This is a genomic window from Neptuniibacter sp. QD29_5 (assembly GCF_047778125.1).
Taxonomy (GTDB): domain Bacteria; phylum Pseudomonadota; class Gammaproteobacteria; order Pseudomonadales; family Balneatricaceae; genus Neptuniibacter.
In genome coordinates this window covers 1,472,475-1,494,689 of the sequence record NZ_CP180556.1, presented here as the reverse complement: position 1 = coordinate 1,494,689, position 22,215 = coordinate 1,472,475, and the positions used below count along the sequence as shown (strand labels likewise).

General features: G+C 43.7%; 20 protein-coding genes and 1 tRNA gene. 3 read left to right on the top strand and 18 right to left on the bottom strand.

All coding sequences use genetic code 11. From position 1 onward, the window contains the following. Positions 1 to 40 precede the first annotated feature (40 nt). The 12 genes from ACMXYR_RS06830 to ACMXYR_RS06775 all read right to left on the bottom strand — a co-directional run bounded on the left by ACMXYR_RS06830 (position 41) and on the right by ACMXYR_RS06775 (position 13,364). Complete coding sequence (locus tag ACMXYR_RS06830; RefSeq protein ID WP_415884306.1) at positions 41 to 1,474, bottom strand: aspartate kinase; 1,434 nt, start codon at positions 1,472 to 1,474, stop codon at positions 41 to 43. 173 nt (positions 1,475 to 1,647) lie between these two features. After that, positions 1,648 to 2,913 (bottom strand): inorganic phosphate transporter, encoded by a 1,266-nt coding sequence (locus ACMXYR_RS06825; protein ID WP_415903424.1) that lies wholly within the window; start codon positions 2,911 to 2,913, stop codon positions 1,648 to 1,650. Between the two features lie 18 nt (positions 2,914 to 2,931). Continuing rightward, positions 2,932 to 3,615 (bottom strand): TIGR00153 family protein, encoded by a 684-nt coding sequence (locus tag ACMXYR_RS06820; RefSeq protein ID WP_415884304.1) that lies wholly within the window; start codon positions 3,613 to 3,615, stop codon positions 2,932 to 2,934. Between the two features lie 232 nt (positions 3,616 to 3,847). Continuing rightward, entirely contained in the window at positions 3,848 to 4,426 is a 579-nt protein-coding gene (locus tag ACMXYR_RS06815; RefSeq protein WP_415903423.1) for a class I SAM-dependent methyltransferase, read from the bottom strand. Positions 4,427 to 4,483: 57 nt separating this feature from the next. Then, the gene (locus ACMXYR_RS06810; RefSeq protein ID WP_415903422.1) at positions 4,484 to 4,975 is read right to left on the bottom strand and encodes a GNAT family N-acetyltransferase; all 492 of its coding nucleotides are present in this window, start codon (positions 4,973 to 4,975) and stop codon (positions 4,484 to 4,486) included. A 28-nt stretch (positions 4,976 to 5,003) separates the two neighbouring features. After that, on the bottom strand, positions 5,004 to 5,873 hold the full coding sequence (locus ACMXYR_RS06805; RefSeq protein WP_415903421.1) for a M48 family metalloprotease: 870 nt from the start codon (positions 5,871 to 5,873) through the stop codon (positions 5,004 to 5,006). A 3-nt stretch (positions 5,874 to 5,876) separates the two neighbouring features. Next, positions 5,877 to 6,338 carry an SH3 domain-containing protein gene (locus ACMXYR_RS06800; protein ID WP_415903420.1) on the bottom strand — a complete coding sequence of 154 codons (462 nt, stop codon included), beginning with the start codon at positions 6,336 to 6,338 and terminating at the stop codon, positions 5,877 to 5,879. Further along, positions 6,328 to 8,184 (bottom strand): CHASE2 domain-containing protein, encoded by a 1,857-nt coding sequence (locus ACMXYR_RS06795; RefSeq protein WP_415903419.1) that lies wholly within the window; start codon positions 8,182 to 8,184, stop codon positions 6,328 to 6,330. Before ACMXYR_RS06795 ends, ACMXYR_RS06800 begins: the two co-directional genes overlap by 11 nt. Positions 8,185 to 8,314: 130 nt before the next feature. Further along, a complete protein-coding gene (locus ACMXYR_RS06790) occupies positions 8,315 to 8,830 on the bottom strand; it encodes a flavodoxin (protein ID WP_415884992.1) in 516 nt (171 codons plus the stop codon). Positions 8,831 to 8,979: 149 nt separating this feature from the next. Continuing rightward, positions 8,980 to 9,330, bottom strand: coding sequence for a ribosome hibernation-promoting factor, HPF/YfiA family (gene hpf, locus ACMXYR_RS06785; protein WP_415884297.1), 351 nt, complete (start codon positions 9,328 to 9,330; stop codon positions 8,980 to 8,982). A gap of 174 nt (positions 9,331 to 9,504) precedes the next feature. Continuing rightward, a complete protein-coding gene (locus ACMXYR_RS06780) occupies positions 9,505 to 10,407 on the bottom strand; it encodes a DMT family transporter (RefSeq protein ID WP_415903418.1) in 903 nt (300 codons plus the stop codon). Positions 10,408 to 10,442: 35 nt separating this feature from the next. After that, positions 10,443 to 13,364, bottom strand: a complete 2,922-nt coding sequence (locus ACMXYR_RS06775; protein ID WP_415903417.1) for an insulinase family protein — start codon at positions 13,362 to 13,364, stop codon at positions 10,443 to 10,445. A 477-nt stretch (positions 13,365 to 13,841) separates the two neighbouring features. On the opposite strand from ACMXYR_RS06775, the gene ACMXYR_RS06770 reads away from it, so the two are divergent. Beyond that, positions 13,842 to 14,345 carry a phasin family protein gene (locus tag ACMXYR_RS06770; protein ID WP_415903416.1) on the top strand — a complete coding sequence of 168 codons (504 nt, stop codon included), beginning with the start codon at positions 13,842 to 13,844 and terminating at the stop codon, positions 14,343 to 14,345. Positions 14,346 to 14,455: 110 nt separating this feature from the next. Here ACMXYR_RS06770 and ACMXYR_RS06765 read toward each other — a convergent pair whose 3' ends face one another. Next, positions 14,456 to 15,670 (bottom strand): UbiH/UbiF/VisC/COQ6 family ubiquinone biosynthesis hydroxylase, encoded by a 1,215-nt coding sequence (locus ACMXYR_RS06765; protein ID WP_415903415.1) that lies wholly within the window; start codon positions 15,668 to 15,670, stop codon positions 14,456 to 14,458. A gap of 201 nt (positions 15,671 to 15,871) precedes the next feature. On the opposite strand from ACMXYR_RS06765, the gene dbpA reads away from it, so the two are divergent. Beyond that, a complete protein-coding gene (gene dbpA / locus ACMXYR_RS06760; RefSeq protein ID WP_415903414.1) occupies positions 15,872 to 17,248 on the top strand; it encodes an ATP-dependent RNA helicase DbpA in 1,377 nt (458 codons plus the stop codon). On the opposite strand, the gene ACMXYR_RS06755 is transcribed toward dbpA, so the two are convergent. Next, the gene (locus ACMXYR_RS06755; protein WP_415903413.1) at positions 17,245 to 18,333 is read right to left on the bottom strand and encodes a DUF3524 domain-containing protein; all 1,089 of its coding nucleotides are present in this window, start codon (positions 18,331 to 18,333) and stop codon (positions 17,245 to 17,247) included. The two genes, dbpA and ACMXYR_RS06755, sit on opposite strands and share 4 nt — an antisense overlap. Positions 18,334 to 18,508: 175 nt before the next feature. Here ACMXYR_RS06755 and ACMXYR_RS06750 point away from each other — a divergent pair, with 175 nt between their 5' ends. After that, entirely contained in the window at positions 18,509 to 19,099 is a 591-nt protein-coding gene (locus ACMXYR_RS06750; protein ID WP_415903412.1) for a YiiX/YebB-like N1pC/P60 family cysteine hydrolase, read from the top strand. A 22-nt stretch (positions 19,100 to 19,121) separates the two neighbouring features. Here the strand turns inward: ACMXYR_RS06750 and ACMXYR_RS06745 are convergent, their stop codons facing one another. From ACMXYR_RS06745 to ACMXYR_RS06730, 4 genes are all read right to left on the bottom strand, one after another. Continuing rightward, positions 19,122 to 19,595 (bottom strand): DM13 domain-containing protein, encoded by a 474-nt coding sequence (locus tag ACMXYR_RS06745; RefSeq protein WP_415903411.1) that lies wholly within the window; start codon positions 19,593 to 19,595, stop codon positions 19,122 to 19,124. Positions 19,596 to 19,672: 77 nt separating this feature from the next. After that, positions 19,673 to 21,553, bottom strand: coding sequence for a SurA N-terminal domain-containing protein (locus tag ACMXYR_RS06740; RefSeq protein WP_415903410.1), 1,881 nt, complete (start codon positions 21,551 to 21,553; stop codon positions 19,673 to 19,675). Positions 21,554 to 21,701: 148 nt separating this feature from the next. Further along, positions 21,702 to 21,778 (bottom strand) — tRNA-Asp (locus tag ACMXYR_RS06735). A 112-nt stretch (positions 21,779 to 21,890) separates the two neighbouring features. Continuing rightward, positions 21,891 to 22,166 carry an HU family DNA-binding protein gene (locus tag ACMXYR_RS06730; protein WP_007020114.1) on the bottom strand — a complete coding sequence of 92 codons (276 nt, stop codon included), beginning with the start codon at positions 22,164 to 22,166 and terminating at the stop codon, positions 21,891 to 21,893. Positions 22,167 to 22,215 lie beyond the last annotated feature (49 nt).

Genomic DNA, 22,215 nt, shown 5'->3' with positions numbered 1-22,215 from the left:
TAAAAAAGCCCGCTTTCGCGGGCTTTACAGAAGTTTGCGATTAAGCCGCAGTATTTACGTTCTGCGGGCTCTGCTCAATAAGAGCGGCATGCAATGCAATGATCGCCTTCTCGTAGTCATCTTCAGAGACAACACACTGCATCTCTACCTGACGGATAGACTGGTGAAGCGCCATTACGTTGATATCCGCTTCAGCCAAAGCACTTACTGTACGAGCAAGAATACCTTTAACCTTCATGTGTGAACCAATAGCTGAAACGATCGCAAGGTTGTGCAGACGGATCTGGCCTTCTGGGTACATCTCTTCCATTAGGCGTGTTGCACGGTTAACCATCTTACGAGAGCCACCAACATAGTACGTGATACTGTTCGCATCAGCGTCTTTATTGATCACGTAAAGTTTCAGCTGAGCTAGAAGCTTAGAGATCTCAATATCGTAAGCCGCATCGCCTAGCATCTCTTGGTCAAAGATTTCGATACCAAACACATCATTACGACCAGCAATAATCTCCACACGAGGAGCGTTGCTGTGGTAATCCTGACAGATAACCGTGCCTTCGTGCTCTGGCTCAAATGCGTTCTTAATACGCAATTTAACACCGTTACGACGCAAACCTTTCGCAGCTTTTGGATGAATAGCTTCCATACCTAAGTTAGACAGCTGATCGGCCACATCGTAGTTAGTCGCACCGATTGTTACTACATTATCAGTACCGACTAGCATCGGATCTGCAGAACTTAGGTGATATTCCTTATGGATAATCGCCTCATCAGCACCTGTTACAGTCGCAATCGTGCTGAAAGTCATCTCGCTGTAACCACGGTCAAAAGTCTTCATCAGACCTTCTTCACAGTGCGTATAGCCCGTAGCAATCACCATCTCTTTGTCGATCTGAACATCGGCAAACTGAGTCTTAACCATCTCTTCAAACGGTAGAGGCTGATCTAAGTGCCAACCAGTCAGGTCAACAAAACGAGCATTGATGCCTGCATTACGTAGAACAAGTACAGAGTTGTATGCACTATGCGCCTCACCGATAGATGCTAGCATCTCACGTACTTTCATCAGGTGCTCTTCCAACTGGAAGTGACCGTAAGTACAAAGGTGGTGCAGGCTCTTCATGCAATCACGAACGTCATTCAAACGCTCGATTACAAAAGCATCCGCAGCGTTTCGCTCAAATTCCATATCAGCGAAAAGCTCAGCGTTGATCTCTTCCATTTTCGCCTGAACTTTACTCAACTCATCGATCCACGCCTGCTCGCTTTCAGCGTTTGCAAAACGTGCATAAACACCAGGCTCACCGGTTTTCTTGTGCTCAAGAAGATAGTTGGTAATACCGCCATAAGCTGACACAACAAAAATTCGGTTATACAGTTCCTCTGGTGTGGTGCGCTTACCCACCAAAATGGTGTCCATCAATTCCTCAAAGCGGCTCATGGAAGTGCCGCCGATCTTCTCAACTGTATGCATCTTCTTTCCGGATATTTCTGGTTCTAGCTTAGGGATTTACTCCCAAAGCAAAAAAATTGGGCCCAAATTTTACATCAATATGATGGATTTGTGATCATTTAATTGCCTTCAGACAGAAAAAAGCCCCGTATTCTCGCGAATACAGGGCTTTTCTACTTAAAGCTGTTCTACGTTTAGGTAAACATACCTTTAAACATGAAGAAGAACATAATTGCTAGGCCAGCACCTGCAGGCAGAGTCACTACCCAAGATACGAAGATCGTACCTACAATTCGCAGGTTCAATGCAGCCATACCTCGCGCAAGACCTACACCCAATACAGCTCCCACCAATGTGTGAGTAGTAGAGATCGGTAAACCAGTACCCGATGCAAATACAACTGTTGTTGCAGCAGCTAGTGTCGCAGCGAAACCACGGCTTGGTGTAAGTTCAGTAATGTTGTTACCTACCGTTGCGATTACCTTGTGGCCGTACATAACAAGACCAGCAACGATACCGCCACCACCAAGTAGCAAGATCCATACAGGCATTGCAGATTTCTGCGCCACTTCACCACCAGCAGATACAACACCTACTACAGCAGCTAGAGGGCCTACCGCGTTTGCAACGTCGTTAGAACCGTGGGCAAAAGCCATTGCACAGGCAGTGAACATCATCAAGATACCAAATAGCTTCTCTACACTAGTAAAGTGATGTTCGCGATCAGCTTCTGGATCAGGTGTGATGCGTTTTTGCATCTTCATACCGATCAACATGATGATTACAGCAATACCAATTGATGCTAATGCGCTTTGACCCCAGCTAAGATCTAAACCAACGTGTTTAAGACCTTTAGTGAAGGTCACCATGGAAACCATGAAACCTACTAGGAAGATATAACCTGGGATATATTTTTTAGCGTTAGCAAAAGGATTATCAGTATCGAGTATCAACTTTTGTACGCTTCTAAATAAGAAGAAAGCTATGAGCCCGGCCGTAACCGGCGATACAACCCAACTTGCTACGATCTTAGATACTTTACCCCAGTTAACCGCATCAACAGAGATACCAACTGCTGCGAAGCCAACAATCGCACCTACGATAGAGTGTGTAGTAGATACAGGCCAGCCAAAGTGAGTAGCAATTAACAACCAGATACCCGCAGCTAATAGCGCAGATAACATACCAAACACGAGCAAATCAGGCGTTCCAGACAAGATCGCCGGGTCTATAATACCCTTACGAATTGTTGCTGTTACCACACCACCCGCAAGATAAGCCCCAAGAAATTCAAAAATAATTGCGATCATAATCGCTTGCTTCAAAGTCAATGCCTTTGAACCAACCGAAGTACCCATGGCATTGGCAACATCGTTTGCACCAACACCCCAAGCCATAAAGAAGCCAAACACACATGCCATAATTACAAGGATATGGCCGTATTGAGAAATGATTTCCATCTTTACTTACCGAATGAATTAACGAGCAACTAATAGCTGTAAACGACTACCAACCTGTTGTGCGCGATCTGCCAGGTCACCGATTGAACTAATAACCTGATAGAGGAACATAACATCTACCGGTGGTAACTCTTTCTCGATGCTAAACAGTTTCAGGCGAATAGCACGTTCGTGTTCATCCGTGTTGTGCTCTAGGGCATCCAATTTTTCTAGCATTTTTTCGATGACGTCGATCTCATGGCCACCAAAACCGCTGTTTACCAATTCGTCCAGTTCTTTAAGTGCAGTCAATGCTTGCTCAGAAGTTTGCAAAGCGACGCGAACGTAGTCTTTCATATCTTGTTGCATCTCTGCTGGCACTTTCATTTGACGGCCAAGCATAATGCCTGCGATATCTTTCGCACGATTAGCAATTTTGTCTTGCATACGTACAACTTCGAGAAGATCTGTACGAGGAACTGGAAGGAAAATACTTTTAGGCAGATTCTGACGAATCTCTTTCTTCATTGCATCCGCTTCGCCTTCTAGAACGGCGATACGTGCTTGTACTTTATCAGCCTCATTCCAATCATCTGCGATCACCGCATCAAAAAATGGAATAAGCTCAACAGCACACTCTTGCGCTTTTGCAATGTGATCCTGCATTGGTTTGAACGGTGAACGCGCAAACATCTGCAAGAATGGGGTACTGGTTGCTACCATACAACGCACCTTAAAAGTCAAAAAATAAATTGAACACACCTGTGTTCAGGCGCGCGAATTATGACGGAATTATTGCGTAGAGTAATTACAGTTTTGTTACAAAACCGTCATTTTTCAGTAAAAAAACTGAAATATTTGATACAAGGCAGACAAATGATGTACTGCGAATATGCCTTGTAAATCCGTTGCATCACAATGTATATACACAAAGCTAATAAGGTTTAATTACGATCTATTTGTTCACATCTTTCCTAAAAATATATGAGTCCATTCCCGACTCATTTCGGTCCGATTCAAAATCCACTAAAGTCAATTCGGCACAATGACCTAAAAGTTCATTTTCTCTTAAGCAAAATCGCTTCGAAAAACCGGTACGTTCATGCTGGAGCAGATTGAACGTAGTCATTAATAAAGTACCTTCTGGCTTCAATAGACTTAACAGTTTTTCCCAGAATCCATCAGCAGGTTTATATCTGGAGACAACTATCGAATCGAACAATCCCAGATCTGACAAATCAACCGATTCCTCCTCTAGATCCATCTGATGTGTTTCCACTTCCAAGCCCAACTTAGTCATTGCCTCAGACAAACGATCCAAACCTACTTGAGAGATATCTGTCGCTACCGTACTAAAGCCTTGTTTCGCCAAAAAGATAGAGGCCGCCCCATCTCCTGCTGCCAAATCTAATACACGACCTGTTTTTAAAAAACGCCACTGACGTTTTAGATATTCTGGTGCAACAGCTTCAGATGCTAGACCTTGGCTTTTTGCCAAGTATCGCTGATCCCATTTTTGCTGTGCTTTGCTCATTGAAATCCTTAAGAATAGATATGTGCAGAAGAAGGTTAATTAACAATGATTGCTTAGCTATAAAAATGCAGAGCCAATTGTTTCGTAAGGTGAAAAGCCTTGTTTCAACCAAAAATCATCAGCCTCTGTATTTCCTGGGTGCCATCCAGCCTGAACAGAGGTCACCCCTTGAGCTTTAAGCCACTGTTTAGCTTCCGCGACCAATGCTTGCCCTATCCCTTTTCTACGCAGATCAGGTTCTACCCATAAATTAAACAAAACACTACTATTAGGCTGAGTATAACCTGTTTGCTGATTCAGAATGACGGCAATCGTCCCACAAATCTTATCCCCCTCAGCTATAAATATCATTGCATCATCTCTTTCAATACATTGTTCAAGGGTATGATAAAGCTGATTTTCAAGATGTTCAGGAATAGGCAAACCAAAAGGCTTTGCATGGTGAATAGGCAGATACGATGTAAGTTGCTGCCACTGTTTAAGCACAACATCTACGCGATCAGGCCCGGCCACACTGATTTGAAAAGACTCTTTATTGGAAAAATCCATTACATATATTCCGATATTCCATGTACATCTACTTTATCATTTTGGAATAACGATTATTAAGTTCTTTACCTTCTATATAAGTCATCTTATCCGCTAACTTGTGTAGTTCTGACAAACGGTCTTCAGCGCTTGGGTGACGCTTACTAAATGCCTGCCAAAAGGAACTATCATCCTGTTGAGCATCTATCTTTTGCAATACCGCGATATAAGCCATTGGATCGTAGCCAGCTCTGGCAGAGATCACCATGCCCATCTTATCCGCTTCTAATTCATCGCTTCGAGCCAAACCATCACTGTAAACATCCTGAATGATATTCAGCAGTTTATTTTCAACTGAGTGGTCACCAAATACCGTAGTTCCACTGCTATCTGAATCGCTTTGACTGTCACGTAAGAACCGAGCAAGATCTGCTGCAATACCGATTTTTGCTTCCTTCTGAATAGCTCGGAGGTGGTGCTTTTGAACCACATGTGCAATTTCATGAGCTAGCACACCTGCAAGCTCAGCTTCGCTCTCCAACTGCTCTAAAGTCCCCGTTGTGATATAGATAAATCCACCGGGTGTGGCGAAAGCATTAAAGCTATCATCTCGTATCACCGAGAAGGTCCAAGGGATATCAGTTCGTTCAGTTTGTTGTGCGAGCCACATTCCCACTGAGTTCACATAATTTTGAACATCTCGCACATTATAAATAGAGGCTTTTTGAAGCAGAACGGCACTCACTTCCTCACCTATCTCAACCTCTTCAGCCAAGCTTTTCTCAAATAGATCGGTCGATTTTTTTCCTGCTTCCATTAATGGGGTCAGATTGATGTTATTGACCTGACAGCCGTATAAACCCAGCAATAGAAAACTGGTAATGAGCCCTTTTATAACGTTTTCTTTGAACGTACACATAAGCTACTCCACATAATTCATGCTTCGTGCTTTCAATCCCCCTGCCCGTGCAAACTTAGCAGCGGCATCTGCACTGACTTTATAGCCTTTTACTTTGCTAAGGGAGACACCTGTTCCACTCGATATAATCCCGCCTTCATCCAGCCCCCTAACACCCGTAGTCAGGGTTGTTTTTGAGCGATACTGCATATTGCCAGCAACTTGTTGTGTGCTGGGCTTACTAACGTAACGAAGGTTGATCATTTTCACCCAACCGGAGTGCGCATTGTCTGTGCGTACTTCATACCAACCACCGCTTCGTCGCAGAATATTTACAGAGGATTTTTCAGAGAGTTTCGTAACGACAGTGCTAGAAATCGAGGGTGTTTGGTAGACAGAGATATCTCTGACTGTATAAGCAGTTTGAGCAGTCGCCCAAGTAGAGCACATAAATGGAAGACCGATAATTAGTAATTTAAGGTTCATCACTCAACCTCCTTGGCTGATAGACGGTTACCAATTTTTCCCGGCCTTTAACCTTATAGTCACCAATCAGCTCGAAGTCAAAAGCATCCCCACATGCCTGTCGAGTTTCTTCAGAAACCAAAATCCTTCGACCTGTTTCTTTGGTCAGTCCTTCGATGCGACTGGCTACGTTTACAGCATCACCAATGGCAGTGTAATCGTAGCGACTTTGGGTACCTATTGCCCCAACAACCACGTCTCCGGTATGGAGACCAATACCTATATCGAAATCAAATAAACCAAACTCCCGTCTAAAGCTGACCATTTGATCCACCATATCCAAAGCCGCATTCACAGCAGCAATCTCTTGACCGGGATTTTCAATAGGCTCACCCCAAAACGCCATAATGGCATCACCGATAAACTTATCGAGCGTACCTTTATGCTGAAAAATAACTTCTACCTGGCGAGAAAAGTAATGATTTAGAAGTTCTACAATTTCGGTTGCACTGCGATCTTCAGAAAGATGAGTAAACTCACGAATATCGGTAAACAAGATAGTCACGCGTGTACTTTTTCCTGCCAAAGCTTGATCGGTGATTCCTTGCTCAAGCAAAATCTTAACTACTTTTGGGTCCAAAAAACGGCCAAAAATATCGACCGTTTTTTTCATCTCTCTCTGCTGCTGTAATAAGCGGAATGCATAAAAGGAAACTGCAACCAGAACATATGCCACCAGCCAAGTCATAACAGGAAACATCATCCCTTCCATGATTAACAGAAGATAACTGAACAGCACGTTTACTCCGATTAAAACGCCTATTCCGATGAGTGCGTAATAGAAATTTCCCACATGAACCAGCAACAGCACTAAAACACCAAAGCTGATGCCCACAATCACCAAGGCCAGCAAAGTGCCTACTGGTCGCAGAAAGCTCTGATCCATAAAGTTATTAATAGCCGTAGCTAAAATAAAAACACCGGGGTAAGTACTAGTAATGGGTGTGACTTGGATATCATGTAAACCCGCAGCAGTAGAGCCAATAACAATGATTTTGTCCTTAAAATAGTTTGCCTGTCTAAAATCATCTGCTTGACTCAACTGGGTGTATACATCGCTATAAGAAAGCCTCGGATATGGCTCTCCTTTGCCTTGATACCAATCGATCCAAATTGACCGCTCTTTTATTTCATAACCATTCAGGTCAACAGCGATTCGCGCAGGCATCGTCATAATTCCCCAATCAGATATTGGATGTATTGCAGCGTACTTTCGCCCGACACCATCATCATCCGGATGGAAATTAATACTGCCTAAACGCCAAACACTCGCGTCAACCGCATTAGGTAAGACCAAACTTGCATGAGGAATAGACGAAACTTTATCTGGCTTTTGAATGGGTACGGTTTCTGGGTATTGGTCTAAACGCGGAAACAGATGATCAGAATAGGTTTGAAGATGTAAGAACGGTAGATAGACATTATTCGATGCAGCCAATACTTCACTAAAATACTCATCACTTTCCGGGTTAAAAATATCTCTATCAGCAAATAGCACATCAAACACCACTGCTGCAGGTTTCTGTAACTGTAACAACTCCACCAGCTCGGCATGTACTGCCCTTGGCCAAGGCCAACCACCCGCAATAGGCGCAAGATTATTCAGGCTCGCATCATCTATATCGATGACTACTATTTGCTCACTAGCTACTCTTTTCTCTGCACGCTGTTGAAGCGTTAAATCGAGCCAGTAATTTTCTAATTGTGGAAGCAGTGGTGAGTGGAAATTAAAGGCAGCAAACAAGCAGAATAAGATACTCAGCACTGAGATCGCTTTAATTTCCGAGCGGAGTTTGCTGGCGGGCATAGCTATCCCTATCTGACCTAGTTTCTTACTACCTTATAGAAAGTAGCTTTACTACAGCATAGGCCAGAGAACGACAGACACAAAAAAGCCCTGTAAAACAGGGCTCTTAGTACTCAGGTCGCTTAATAGATTAGAAAACGCCTAGCTCTAATTTAACTTGGTCTAACCAATCGGAGATACGTTCATCCGTTTGATCACGCTGCCAATCTTCATCTAAAGCCAAACCTATAAAATGTTTTTTGTCGTCTGTTAATGCTTTAGATTCTTCAAATTCATAACCCTCTACAGACCAGTGGCCAACGATCTCAGCGCCTTTAGCTACGATTTTATCATGTAGCATACCCATTGCATCGACAAACCATTCAGGATAGCCAAACTGATCACCAAGACCGATAAAGGCAGCCTGTTTACCACTGAAATCCAATTGGTCCACTTCATCCCATACTTCCAGCCAATCTTCCTGAACTTCACCATAATCCCAAGTAGGTATAGCAAAAATAAGAATATCAAAGTCTTTTGCTGCAGAGAGTGAACTATCTGCGACATCAAATAACTCTAGTTCGCCGGCATCCCAACTACCTTTTATCTTATCTGCAATATCGCCAGTATTACCTGTTGTGGTGCCGTAAAATAACGCTGCCTTCACTACCTACTCCAATACCTACACGCTAATGATAACAGTTATCATTATCCATCTAATCACGGTATAGATGCAAGCCTGATGCATATAAAATTTTGCTCTAGAAATAAAAAAGCCCAGCATATAGCTGGGCTTTAGAAACTTTAAATCTTATATCAGGCTAAGCTGAGTTCCTCATCCGCTGCCATTTCAACTGTTGCGGCGGGTCTCTGATTTCCTTTTTTATTCACGTTTTTCTGATGAATTTTATCGAGCTGACGATCAATTTTATCAGCCATCGCATCCAGAGCAGCATACAAGTTATCAGCGGATGCTTTCGCAAATATATCTTTACCTGCTACGTGAATTGTTGCTTCAGCAACGTCCTCACGATCATTTTTTTCAATAATAACGTGAGCACTAGTAATAACTTCGTAACGTTCTTGGCTGCTGTTCAGCCATTCCTCTACTTTCTCTTTTACACTGTCAGAAACTTTAGCATTGCGGTGAGTAATTTTGATATTCATGTGCAAATCCTTAATGCCTTGTTGCCGTGAGAGCGCTGTGAATTAATATTTTTGTGCGCCCTTGTACACTTACAGTAGTACCACTCTGAGAATGGATTACAAGCACTTTTTTCACTAGATGAAGAAAAATTGATAGCCAGCAGGTAAAACTGTTCAAACACCAAACAGTTGTTACTAGGATTTGACTGTTTTACGGGAAGAAAGTGATAACAAGCCAGCGGAGAAAATTAAGCACAAGCCTATTAAGCTGTAGACGCCTAATACTTCATCCCATAATAGCCAGCCAAACAGCGCAGCAAAAACCACGGAAGCGTATGTATAAGGCCCTAGCTGCCCTGCTGGTGCAAGACCATAGCCTTTACTCAATAACAGCTGAGCAACAGTTGAGGTAATAGCCATCAGCAATAACCAGCCCAGCTCGACCAAATTTGGCGTAACCCAATTGAGTAAGGCTGGCGGTAAAGCTAAGACGGTACTAAACAAAGCAAAGTAGAACACGATACGGCTAGCTGGTTCTGTATCGCTCATCCTACGGATAATAACTTTTGCTAACGCCCCCAACATTGCACCAAAAAGTGCAATCAAAACGGCAACATTGAGTGTTCCCTGACCGGGATTCAACACTAGAAAAACGCCAAAGAAGCCAACACATATTGCCAACTTCACCATTCCTGAAATCTTTTCACCCAACCACCACAAGGCGAACAACGGGATAAAGAACGGAGCCGTTTGTTTAATCAGAGCCGCCTCTGCTAAAGGTAAGTGCCCCCATGAATAGTAGAGACACATCATGGCCGTCACACCGACCGCTGCGCGGGCAATATGAAACCGAAGAGAGTCCGTTTTGATCGAGGTGATCCCGTTTCGCAATAACCAAGGCATCAATAGAATTAACGCAAAGAGGTTACGGGCAAATACGATAATCTCAGTGGGTAGCTGATGAGTGATCTGCTTTACGACCATGCCAGAACAGACCAAAAACAGTTCTGACAGAATGATAAACAGCGCACCTTGATAAAGCGCTTGTGTGGGCATAGAGGCTTGAGGGTTATTAAGGAATAAATGACTAGCAATCAAAGTCCCCCTTGATCGCTAGCCGAATTTTACCTTAATTAGACTTCAATTACTTCAAAGTCGCTGGAAAGACTGTCTGCCTGCTCTTTACTGGTGATCACAGCCACACTGCCCTCTTTATCCAAAAGATAAATTTTGGCAACGCGTTTTAGATCATCCAATGTCACATTCAAGATACGCGCACGAAACGCTTTACGCTGCTCAGGAGTACGTCCAAACAAAGCGCTGTGGAATGCTTGCTTAGCTTCACCAGCCGGTGATCCTGGCTTATCAATCGAGCTGACAACACCCAGAATGGCTTCTTCTAGTTTCTGAGCATCATGATCAGTCTCCAGAAGCCATTTCACCGCACCATCAAAGTCATCCAAGGTTTCAGATAAACGAGGATCACGGTAGGAGAAGAAACGGAAAGCTGCATCACCAGAATCCTGACCAGCACCAGAACCGTACGCACCACCTTTCTCTCGTATAACGCGGTGCAAATAGCCATTACGCAAGAAATCCCCCAGAATTGTAAGTGGCGCCGAATCAGGATGATCTACCGCCACGGTAGGGAATGCTTTAGCACAGAAGCTTACCTGTGTACTGGTAACCCAAGCTTGTTTCACCTTGCTACGTAATTCTGGCAGTAAGAAGCCTGCAGAGGTTTCACTCGGCACATCTGCCCAGATAGACTCTAAGTAGCTCTGAACACTAGCCTGATACTCGTCTTCAGCCACTACAAGGTATTGGCGTGGGGCAAGTTGGATCTTGCTATGCAACTCTTGGAGACGTTGTGAAAGCTGTTGAAGAGCATCTTCATTCTCTAGCTGATCATCCAGCTGCTTGTAATAGCAGATAGACTCAAGACCTTTTGTTGCATGAGATAGTGCTGCAGCTGGACTCATCTTCGCTGCTGCAGCCATCATTGCGAATGCATGGCCCTGACCGGTAATACTTTGCTCTTTACGAGTACGTTGTTGTGATACCACTTCACGAATACGAGGCAATTCATCAAAGCGTGCAAATTGCAGCGTCTCTTTTAACAGATCCAACAACGCCTCATGTTTAGACACTAAGGCTTTGCCAGTTAATGTGAAGTAACCTTTTACATCCTGCTCATTATCAGGTGCACCCCTTACTGAAGCAAAACTATGAATTCCACCGGTCACTTCTGTTTGATACTGCTGATTCTCTTGATAAGTACGATCACCGCAGCCCAATTCAGTAAGAAGATAGCTGTATAGAGGCAGTATGTGCTGCTCATCTTCCGTTAACTGCGGAAGCTGCATAATCACCTGCTGATAAACAATACCGTTGGTGCCACGATCATAACGCGTCAAAGGCAGAGTTGACTCAACCGCCACATCTTCAGGTACAGACATCTCATCTGGTACATCGGTCAATGTCACTTTAGGTAGAATCGACTCATCATCGACCTGTTCTTGTCGCTCCGCTAGTTCAGCAGCACGATCAATTAGCTGTTGTTTATCGTCATCCGATAAACCCGCTTTAATTTGAGCCAACTGCGCTTTCTCTGCAGCATCACGACTAGCTGCAAGTTTGTTGTCTGGGCGTAAAGTCAAACGAACGCGGTGCGGGTTATCCAATAGTTCTTTAACCATGGACTGCACAAAGTCTGGCTGCTTGATCGCTTCACGCAGTTTTTCGAGCACCGGATCAAGGTTCAGAATAGCGATTGGATCGCCTTTGTTTACAGCTGCTCCGAGCGAAGACATGATCAAACTCAGACCATAAGGATAGCCATCACCATTAATCTCACGTTGCTGCAGCTCTAACTGATGCAACTGGGCTTCCAGCATGGCTTGAGGAACACCTTCTTCAGCCACCTTCTGCATGGTATCCAATACCAATTTTTCGAACTCTGCAGCAGACTCAGGCTCACTGCCCTCGATACCGCACATGAAGCTCATTTCACGGTTAGAATCTTCTAAACCACATAAAGGTGAAGGCGCGCTACCTAAGTCCGTTGACTCAAGCGCATAACGAAGTGGAGATGCACTATTATCTAGTAGCACACGTGACATCAGATGCGCTTTAAGTTGTGCTTCTAAATCGTTGGAATGACCAAGAAGCCAAGCTAAAACATGATGTGTTTTACCACTTAGATCCTCTTGATCAAGATCGTACCCCTCTTCTACACGTAGTGGTGAGTGGTAACGTTTCTCATCATTAATTTCAATAGAAGTGCCAAGCTTTTCAAAACGGCTTAAAGCCTTCTCTTCAAAGAAGCCCTGAAGCTCAGCAGCAGGAATATCACCAAAAGTCATAATGACCGCATTACTTGGGTGGTAATGGGTTTTATAAAATTCAATCAGCTCATCATAACTTAGGTCAGGAATGCTCTCTGGCTCACCGCCACTATTGTGATGATAGGTCGTTGTAGGAAATAGGTATTTCGTCACTGACTGCCACAAACGAGAAACCGGCGAACTCATCGCGCCTTTCATCTCGTTGTATACAACGCCTTTATATTCCAAATCGGATTCAGCATCATCGGTTTCAGTAAACTCTATACGATGCCCTTCTTGTTCAAAATCTAATGGATCTAAACGACTGAAGAAAACAGCATCTAGGTAAACATCCAATAGATTAAAGAAGTCTTTACGGTTTTGACTAGCAAATGGATAAGAGGTCCAGTCACTGCTCGTCATCGCGTTCATAAATGTGTTTAGAGAACGACGCGTCATCATAAAGAATGGATCGCGTACCGGGAAACGTTCACTACCACACAACGCTGTGTGCTCCAGTATATGCGCAACGCCTTTTGAGTCTTCCGGAACAGTCCTTAGACCGACAAGAAAAACATTCTCAGTATGATCAGCCGCTATATGGAAATGGGAAAGGCCAGTCTTTTTATGCTCGTATTCCGTTACATCAATTCCTAAAGACTCAATCTTTTCTGATCTAACAAATTCAAAAGATGAGTGTGATTCTACGACTGTATTCGATTGCGTCATGAAAATACTTGATCCTGTTACTAAAGGGACTCTACCAAAGCCAAAAGTTAGTTAGCTGTCCCGAGGTATTGAGGTGAAGAAAGCTTTCAAGCAGATAGCCAATCCCGCTATAGCCAACCCCTCCCATATAAGCCCTTTTTTTGAGCTATAGAGTATCACCTGATTGTAATAGCTATTTGGTTATATGAACAACCTATCGGCCAATATAGGCACAAAGCGGGCGCAATTCGGCTTCAAGAATTTTTAACTTTCTGCAAAAACAGCTCAAAAAGCTGATTTGAGTAGAACTTAACTCTTTTATAGTAACCACTCTAACTCATTGTTATATAGTCATTTAATTACCCAAACCAATCCATATAAATATTTTTGTGCAATGCACAAAAAAATATTTGACAGGTTATTTATTAACCACTATATTTATCTCAAATGCTGCAACGCACAAAAACACTTTATTAAAGATTCTCAGAGGAATGGAAAATGTACGATGATCTAATGAAAGATGTTCAGGAAAAAATGCAACCAGCAATCGACGTTGCTGAAGTGAACAAAAAAGCACTAGAAACTCTGTTCTCTTTGCAGTCTGAATATGTAACTGATTTCGTAGATTCAAGCGTAGCTCAGCTTAAAGCTCTATCTGAAGTAAAAGAGCCTAAAGAAGCTATTGAACTGCAAGTTGAGTTTTTCAAAGCTCTAGAAACCAAAACTACTGCGACTGCAGAAAAAGAGCTAGCTGCTCTAAACTCTGCAAAAGAAGAGATCTCTGAGATCGTAGAAAAGAGCCTTAGCGAAATTCGTGAGATGCCTTACGTATCTGATTTCAACAAGTTTCTAACTGAAGCAGCTGAAGCAACTTCTGCTGTAGTAGCTAACGCAACTAAAACTGAAGCAGCTGAACAAGCAGCGGCTCCAGCTAAGAAAGCACCTGCGAAAAAAGCTCCTGCAAAGAAAGCACCTACGAAAAAAGCAGCGACTGCTGAGTAATTCATCGTTGGGGGTCACGTAACGACCCCACTTCTCTACTCTGGCTGGTTTAATCAGCCGTATTTCTTTGCCGGTCTCCCAGACCGGCTTTTTTTTATTTGAGCCTTTGATTATTGCTCTTTGGCCATTTCAGGCAAAGGCCCTTCCAAGCCCATCGCGAACTGCATAACTTTGTTTTTAGCTGGCGTTACACGACCTGCCAAACCCAAACCAATATTGCGCAAAACTTTTAGTGGACCGTTCTGATTACTAAATACTCGGTAGAACGCATCCATTGTCTGCATCATCAATAAATTATGCTTACGGCGCTGCTTTTCATACTCCTTCAGCAACGCCAATTCAGTAATATCTTCACCTGTATTAGCAGCCGCTAAAATCACTTCAGAGAGAGCAGCTGCATCAAGCAGGCCTATATTCACACCCTGTCCAGCTAGAGGATGAATCATATGTGCAGCGTCACCTGCTAAAGCTAGACCTTCTAAGACATATTCCTGCGCATGTTGGCGACGAAGCGGGAAAGCTCCTCGGCTAAGTAACTGATCAATTTCGCCCAACGCATCAGGGAAGGTAGATTTAAGCTCTTGCACAAAGCTTTCATCATCCTGAGCCAAGAGACGCTTTACGTTATCCGGTGTGTTATACCAAACTAGAGAAGCGTTATTGCCTGAAAGAGGTAGAAAGGCAAGCGGACCTGTCGGTGTAAACTGCTGCCAAGTGATATCTTCTTGAGCAAATTTAGTCGTCACAGAAGCAACCAGTGCATGCTGCTCGTAATCCCAACGAGTTACACCAATACCTGCTGCTTGACGAACACGAGACTCACCACCATCCGCAGCGATCAGTAGGCGCCCAATTATTTCGCGATCATCTTTCAATCTAACGATACTGCTACCAGGGGAATAATCGATAGCCTCAACTTCAGCAGGACAGATCAAATCAACATTTTCAAATGCCTGCAGACGCTCTAAGAGTGCTAGCTGAATCACACGATTTTCGACAATATGTCCAAGGTGGTCACGGCCAATATTATCGGAAACAAATTCGGTTGATGCCTTTTCTTCGCTTGCTTCCCAAACCTTCATGCGTCGGTAAGGGCAACTACGGCGAGATAGAATCCCTTCCCATGCACCTACTCGCTGAAGAATATTCTCAGATGCAACACTGATAGCAGAAACACGTAAGTCATTTGGTTGAGAAGATTCATATTCCGCAGGATATCGGCTTTCCAAGACAGCAACTGATAACGGGCTATCCCCAAGAGCACAAGCGATCGTTGCACCCACCATACCACCACCGACAATGACGACATCGTAACGCGTATTCATAATTCCCAACCAACTTACTTATTTTTGACTGTCCCGAAGTATACCCAAAGAGCCTGCCAACATCTTGAGAAAGATCAACAATTGTTAACGCGCTTTGATTAGCGAGTGATTCTTCAGGGTATTCATATTTTCCCAAAGCGGTTTGCTCTATAATGCCGCTTTGCAACAAAACCTAACCAACTTACTGTTACCGAGTGCCCTGTGTCTGATACCTGCTTCTCAAATCTCAATCTTCCAAAACCGATGCTAAAGAACTTAGACCATCTAGGCTATAAGCAGATGACGGCTATCCAAGAGAAAGCCCTGCCCGAGGTTTTGCGAGGTAATGACCTCATTGCGAAAGCAAAAACAGGCAGCGGCAAAACAGCCGCATTTGGTATAGGCACACTACTGAATTTAAATCTTCGTAGCTTTGCCACCCAGGCCCTAGTACTTTGCCCCACTCGTGAATTAGCGACACAAGTCGCTAATGAGTTAAGAAAACTTGCACGCTTTACTGAAAACGTAAAAATTCTGACTCTCTGCGGCGGTCAATCAATTGGGCCTCAGATTGGCTCTTTGGAGCATGGCGCACATATTGTGGTCGGTACACCAGGTCGTATTAAAGACCATCTACGTAAGAAGACTCTACGCTTAGATAAAGCAACCACCGTAGTGCTTGATGAAGCGGATCGCATGCTTGATATGGGTTTTGCTGATGACATTCGTGACATCATCGGGCAGACCCCAAAGAAACGCCAAACACTGCTTTTTTCTGCTACTTACCCAAAGACCATTGCGAGCCTGAGCGCAGACATTCTCAATCAGCCAATAACGGTTGAGGTAGAATCCACTCACCAACAATCCCAGATTGAGCAACATTTCTTTGAGATCGAAAAAGAAAATAAGCTTGAGAATTTGAGCGCGATTTTAGCTCAGTTCAAACCAGAGTTTGCAGTGATCTTCTGTAACATGAAGCAAACCTGCAATGATGTTCAGCAGCACCTTAAATCCTTAGGCTATAGCGCAAAAGCGATCCACGGCGATCTAGAGCAACGTGATCGTGATCAGATACTAGTGCAATTCGCCAACCGCAGCTGTTCTATCCTTATCGCGACTGATGTAGCAGCGCGTGGACTAGATATTAATGACCTCCCTTGTGTCATCAACTACGATCTCACTCGCGACGCTGAAATTCATACTCACCGTATCGGTCGTACAGGCCGTGCAGGTAAGCAAGGCATGGCACTAAACCTTTATCAGCCATCAGAAGCTTACAAAGTGGCTTCCATTGAAAAGTATTTGGATACAGAGTTCCCCGTTACTGAACTACCAGACGCGGATCCGAACTATCAGCCTAATAACCCTCCAATGGCTACGCTTGCGATTGCTGGCGGTAAGAAAAACAAAGTTCGCCCTGGCGATATCTTAGGTGCGTTAACAGGCGATGCTGGAATACAAGGCAACCAAGTAGGCAAGATCAATGTGTATGATTTTGCTGCTTACGTTGCCGTTGAGCGCAAAGTTGCACGAAAGGCAGCCGAGCGCTTGAGCCAAGGAAAAATTAAAGGCCGCAAGTTTAAGGTACGTCGCCTTTAACCTTCTTTACAGGCTAAACGATCAAAGTGACGGCGATACTGGTCTGCCAGTGTCGCCCATTTAAACCGATCAACATTCACTTGCTCCCCCCACTCACCTGCGTACTTTCTCGCTGCTAACTGATCTAATCGCTCAGCTAAGACCTCAGCTTCGCTCTCTTCTTTATAACGACATGCTTCTGGGAACAGCTCCCTATACGCCAATCGATCAGGAACTAAAGGCTCTGCGCCAGACGCTACGCCTTCTAAAACAGCTATCCCTTGGTAATCATGTACAGCCGTTGAAAGCACAACATCCGCTTTACGCAGTAGGGCCAGATACTCCTCACGCGACGAAAGATACCCCCACTCGCCAGCGTAATCACCGAGTAACACACGGAGTTGTTCAAATTGCTCAGGTACTTTTCTAAACTGTTGCCCGACCACATGGAGCTTAAAATTCTTACGTTTCTGTATCAGCTGTTCAACGGCATTTAGCAGAAGTTGAGGATTTTTGTCGTATTCCCAACGGTGATTCCAAACGATATGAAATTCATCAGATACAGGAGAATGTATTTGGTAGCTATCAGGCTTGATAGGAACAGACAGCACCGCTGAATTATCTCTAATACGCTCGATCAGATTTAGTGGCACTTGATCGGGCATCTTTTTTAAGAGAGCTTTCGCGCCATCCAAAAGCGTCTGTCGATTATATTCACTGTTAAATAAACAATAATCCGCAGCCAGCGCGGTATAAAGGTTCAGAATGCATGGCTCAACGGTTTTAAATGCTTTACCAGATTCAGGATAAGCGAATTGATTTTCATGAAAGTAAACCAGTGTAGGAATTTGGGCTAAAGATGGTACAAAACCCCGCAAGGCAGACAGGTCTGTCATAGAGGTCGCCACGACCAGATCATAAGGCTGGCTTAATATTTCCCTTTCATTAAACGCCCAACTAAGACTGTTCCCTCTCATACGCCAACTGAAATAGCGTCCCGGCAAAGACAAAACGGTCCATTCGTGTTCATTCAAGTGCTCAACAAGCCCTTTACGCCAATAAACATGACTATCCGCATCATAAGCTGAAAGAAGGAGTATTCGCATAAAGCCGCCGTTGAGAAAAAAACGCTAGTGTATCAGCCAAATTTTGCTTTGTCCTATTACACTTAAAACAGAGCCACCAAACCAAACGTATTGAAATACGATACCTTTTTTGAATATTTAGCCATACATCCTCAAAGCCCACATACTTTACGTATCAACTTTTGAGGAAACCGTAATGAAAATGACAAAGTTCAACAGCGTAATCAATGACCTAGAAAACTGCGTACAAGAAGGAGACATTATTTTTATCTCCATCAATAGTTTTCTATACCGCCAGGTCGCAAAAGGCACTGGCAGCTGGACTTCGCACGTTGGCTTTGTCGTTAAAGAAAATGATGAATGGTTTGTTCTGGAAAGCGCTGTTCCCTGTGTTAGACGTACAAGTCTAAAAGATTTTGTATCGCGCACAACCAACGATGAAGTAAGCATATTACGACTTAAACAGCCTTTAGCCGGTACAGATATAAGCAAATTAAAACAAACAGCTGAGAAACGTATGGGGCGCTTTTATCACTTAGGCTTTAAATTCGACTCCAAGCGACAGTTTTGTTCGAAATTTGTTTATCTAACCTTTAAGGAGGCGTTAGGGATAGAGTTAGGCAAAGTACAAACGCTAGCTGAACTATTGGATGAAAACCCACAAGCTAGCGTTAACTTCTGGCGCTGCTGGTACTTTGGCTTTGTACCTTGGCAACGAAAGACAATTACACCTGCAAGTCAATTGAATGACCCGCAACTCGAAACAATCTATACGACTGTCAGCTAACGCTGACAATCAGTATTTTTTCTTACAAAGAATTATAACGAGCAGCACTGATAAATTCAGAGAAGGTTTCACACCAAATCACAGCCGTAGAATATTTAGCCGGATCTACACCCTCAGGTAGGTTAACCACAAAGCCATCAAATGTTTTGATTTCAGCAACCTGAACCATATCTCGTTTATTCTCAAGAAAGCTCATCTCGTCATCGACAAACACAGGAGAAAGGTAAAGCTTATAATCTGGACCAGGGGCCAATTTACCTTTAAATGCCGCAACACCGCCACCCAGCATCACTGAGCCTTCTCCCCAATGTAAAAAATCACTGCCCTTTAACTCTTTCACAAAATGACCTTCAAACTGCGCCTGAGCCACTGCCGAAGAGATCTCTTGCTCAGAAGGCCCCTGAGGTTGAATTAAGATAGGTAACAAGTATACGCCTAAGGCAAAACCTACAAAGCCAACTAGGCCATGACTAATCAGTAACAGTAATTTTTTCATATTCCCCCCAAAAAGCTGCTAAAACAGCCAATATAAAAAAACCACCCGAAGGTGGTTTTAGAATAGATCAAACTAGCTTAAAGCTTTTCTATTTCAGCTTTTGCTTTTAACTGAGTAAGGTGATCTTGGTAATCTTGCTGACCTTGACGGTTATTTAGCATCATACCCATGAAGCGAATTTCGTCTTCTTGCAGTTCAATATCTTGTTGGCCGATTGCATCAAGCGCGATAATCAATTTGCTACCATCCACAGCATCAACTGCAGCATAAGTAGAACCACTTTGCGGTTTTACCATTTTGAATGCTGCGGTCAGAAGTTCTTGTGGAAGCTCTCTCTGGCTACGGTTAACTGCAGGCTGTGCTACTACTTCATTACCTTCTGCAACAGTCGCTAGCTCTGCTCCTTCAGCTAGCTGAGCAACAATCGCATTCGCTTTTTCAGTCATCGCTGCAACAACTTGCTGCTCAACCAGAATAGCGCGGATCTGATCAGCTACTTCGTCTTGTGCTTTTTCACGAGGTAGTTGATGTTCAACTACACGTAAAACAACAGAACGACCAGAATCCAATTCAACTGGCGTGCTGTTCAAACCTTCATTGATCAGTTCCTGATCGAAAGCAACAGCAAGAATCTTAGCGTTGGAAGTAATCGCATCTTCGTTACCAGAACGCGCGAATAGCTCAGTTTTCTGAATCTCCAGTTCTAGCTCTTCAGATGGTTCTACCAGATCGCCAGAAGAGAAAGAAACGTCAGCTAAACGCTCTAACTGTTCAACATACTCTTCTTCAGCTTTCTGATTTAGAAGATCAGAACGAAGTTCTGCTTCAGCCTGTGCAAAAGCAGGTACTTCAGACTCAACAAGATCCACTAGTTTGATCAAGTGATAACCGAATTCTGAACGAACAGGTTCTGAAACAGAACCTTTCTCTAGAGCATACAACGCATCTTCAAAATCAGTTGAGAAGACACCTTTTTCATTAATGCCTAAATCACCGCCCATCTCAGCAGATGCTGGGTCTTGGGATTCTGACTTGGCCAAATCTTCAAATGCTTCACCTGCTTTTAAGCGCTCAGCAATTGCAACAATCTTAGCTTTTGCAGCAGCATCGTCTTGCTGTTCAGAAATCTCGATAAAGATATGCGCAGAATGACGCTGTTCTTGTGCTTGGAAAGTATCAACAAGCTGCTGGTATGCTGCTTGAATTTCATCATCAGATACTTCGATACCTGCTTCTAAAGCACTTCTTTCTAGTAGAAGGTATTCAATTGCTACTTGCTCTTCAGTCATAAACTGAGAACTGTTCTCTGCATAATATTCGGAAATCTGCTCATCAGAAACGGTAATTTCAGCACGCACATTGTCCGCAGGCAGAGTGAAGTAACGAAGATCACGAGTTTGATTCTGTAGAACGTTTAGAGAGTTCAGTTCATTTGGCAAAGTAAATGCTGATAGCATGAACGCAATACGCTCTTGCTCAGTCACCTTCTCTTTACGCACGATATCACGATACATCAACGGCGTAAGACCGGCGTTACGTAATGTCGCTTCAAATTGAGCACGATCAAACTTACCGTCTAGCTGAAACTCTTTAGTAGACAGGATCAGTTGATCAATCATTGCATCAGAGAATGTCAGACCTTGGTTTTGTGCAGATTGAACTAAAACAGATTGCTCAATCAGGCCTTCCAAAACCATATTGCTGATCAAACCATCATCCAGTAGCGAAGGATCAGCATCCTCCCCCATCTGCGACAACATTTGACGACGTTGCAATTGAACACCTTGATAGAGATCTTGCTGACTGATCTCTTCACCATTAACTGTCGCAGGAGCATTACTGCCAGCAGTTAAGCTAACCAGCGATTCAACACCAAATAATGCAAAAGTAACTGCAATCAAGCCAACAATAATCTTGGCAATGATTCCCTGAGAGTTATCACGAATGGACTGTAGCATTATGCCTCTAAACCCCTGGCAATATCTTTAACACATAAAAAAGGCGCATCCTTTTAGAATGCGCCTTTCAAGAATTTTGTACCTGACTCACTAATAACATATAGCTCGTCATTCTATGTATAACAGAGGTTAGCCTGTTGTACAAAGTTGGCGGAACGGACGGGACTCGAACCCGCGACCCCCTGCGTGACAGGCAGGTATTCTAACCAACTGAACTACCGCTCCTTGTGCGGGGTTCAAACCCGCGACCTTCACACTGTATATTGCTGAAGGTCGGGTGACTTATTAAATTAACAAGCCACCTCTCCTAAAAGTAAGATCGTGACGCGATCAGATCTTACTTATTCACTGCGTCTTTCAGAGCCTTACCAGGCTTGAAAGTTGGCAGAGTAGCAGCAGCAATCTCAATAGGCTTGCCAGTCTGCGGGTTACGGCCCGTACGAGCTGCACGCTCTTTTACAGAAAATGTACCGAAACCTACAAGTGCAACAGAATCACCGTTTTGTAGTGCACCAGTAACCGCTTCCAGTGTAGCATCAAGCGCGCGACCTGCAGCTGCTTTAGGAATGTCGGCTGAAGCTGCGATAGCGTCGATCAGTTCAGACTTATTCACGTTGTTCCCCTTTAAATAGATCGTTATTTTTAATTGTTCCGTTATCCAT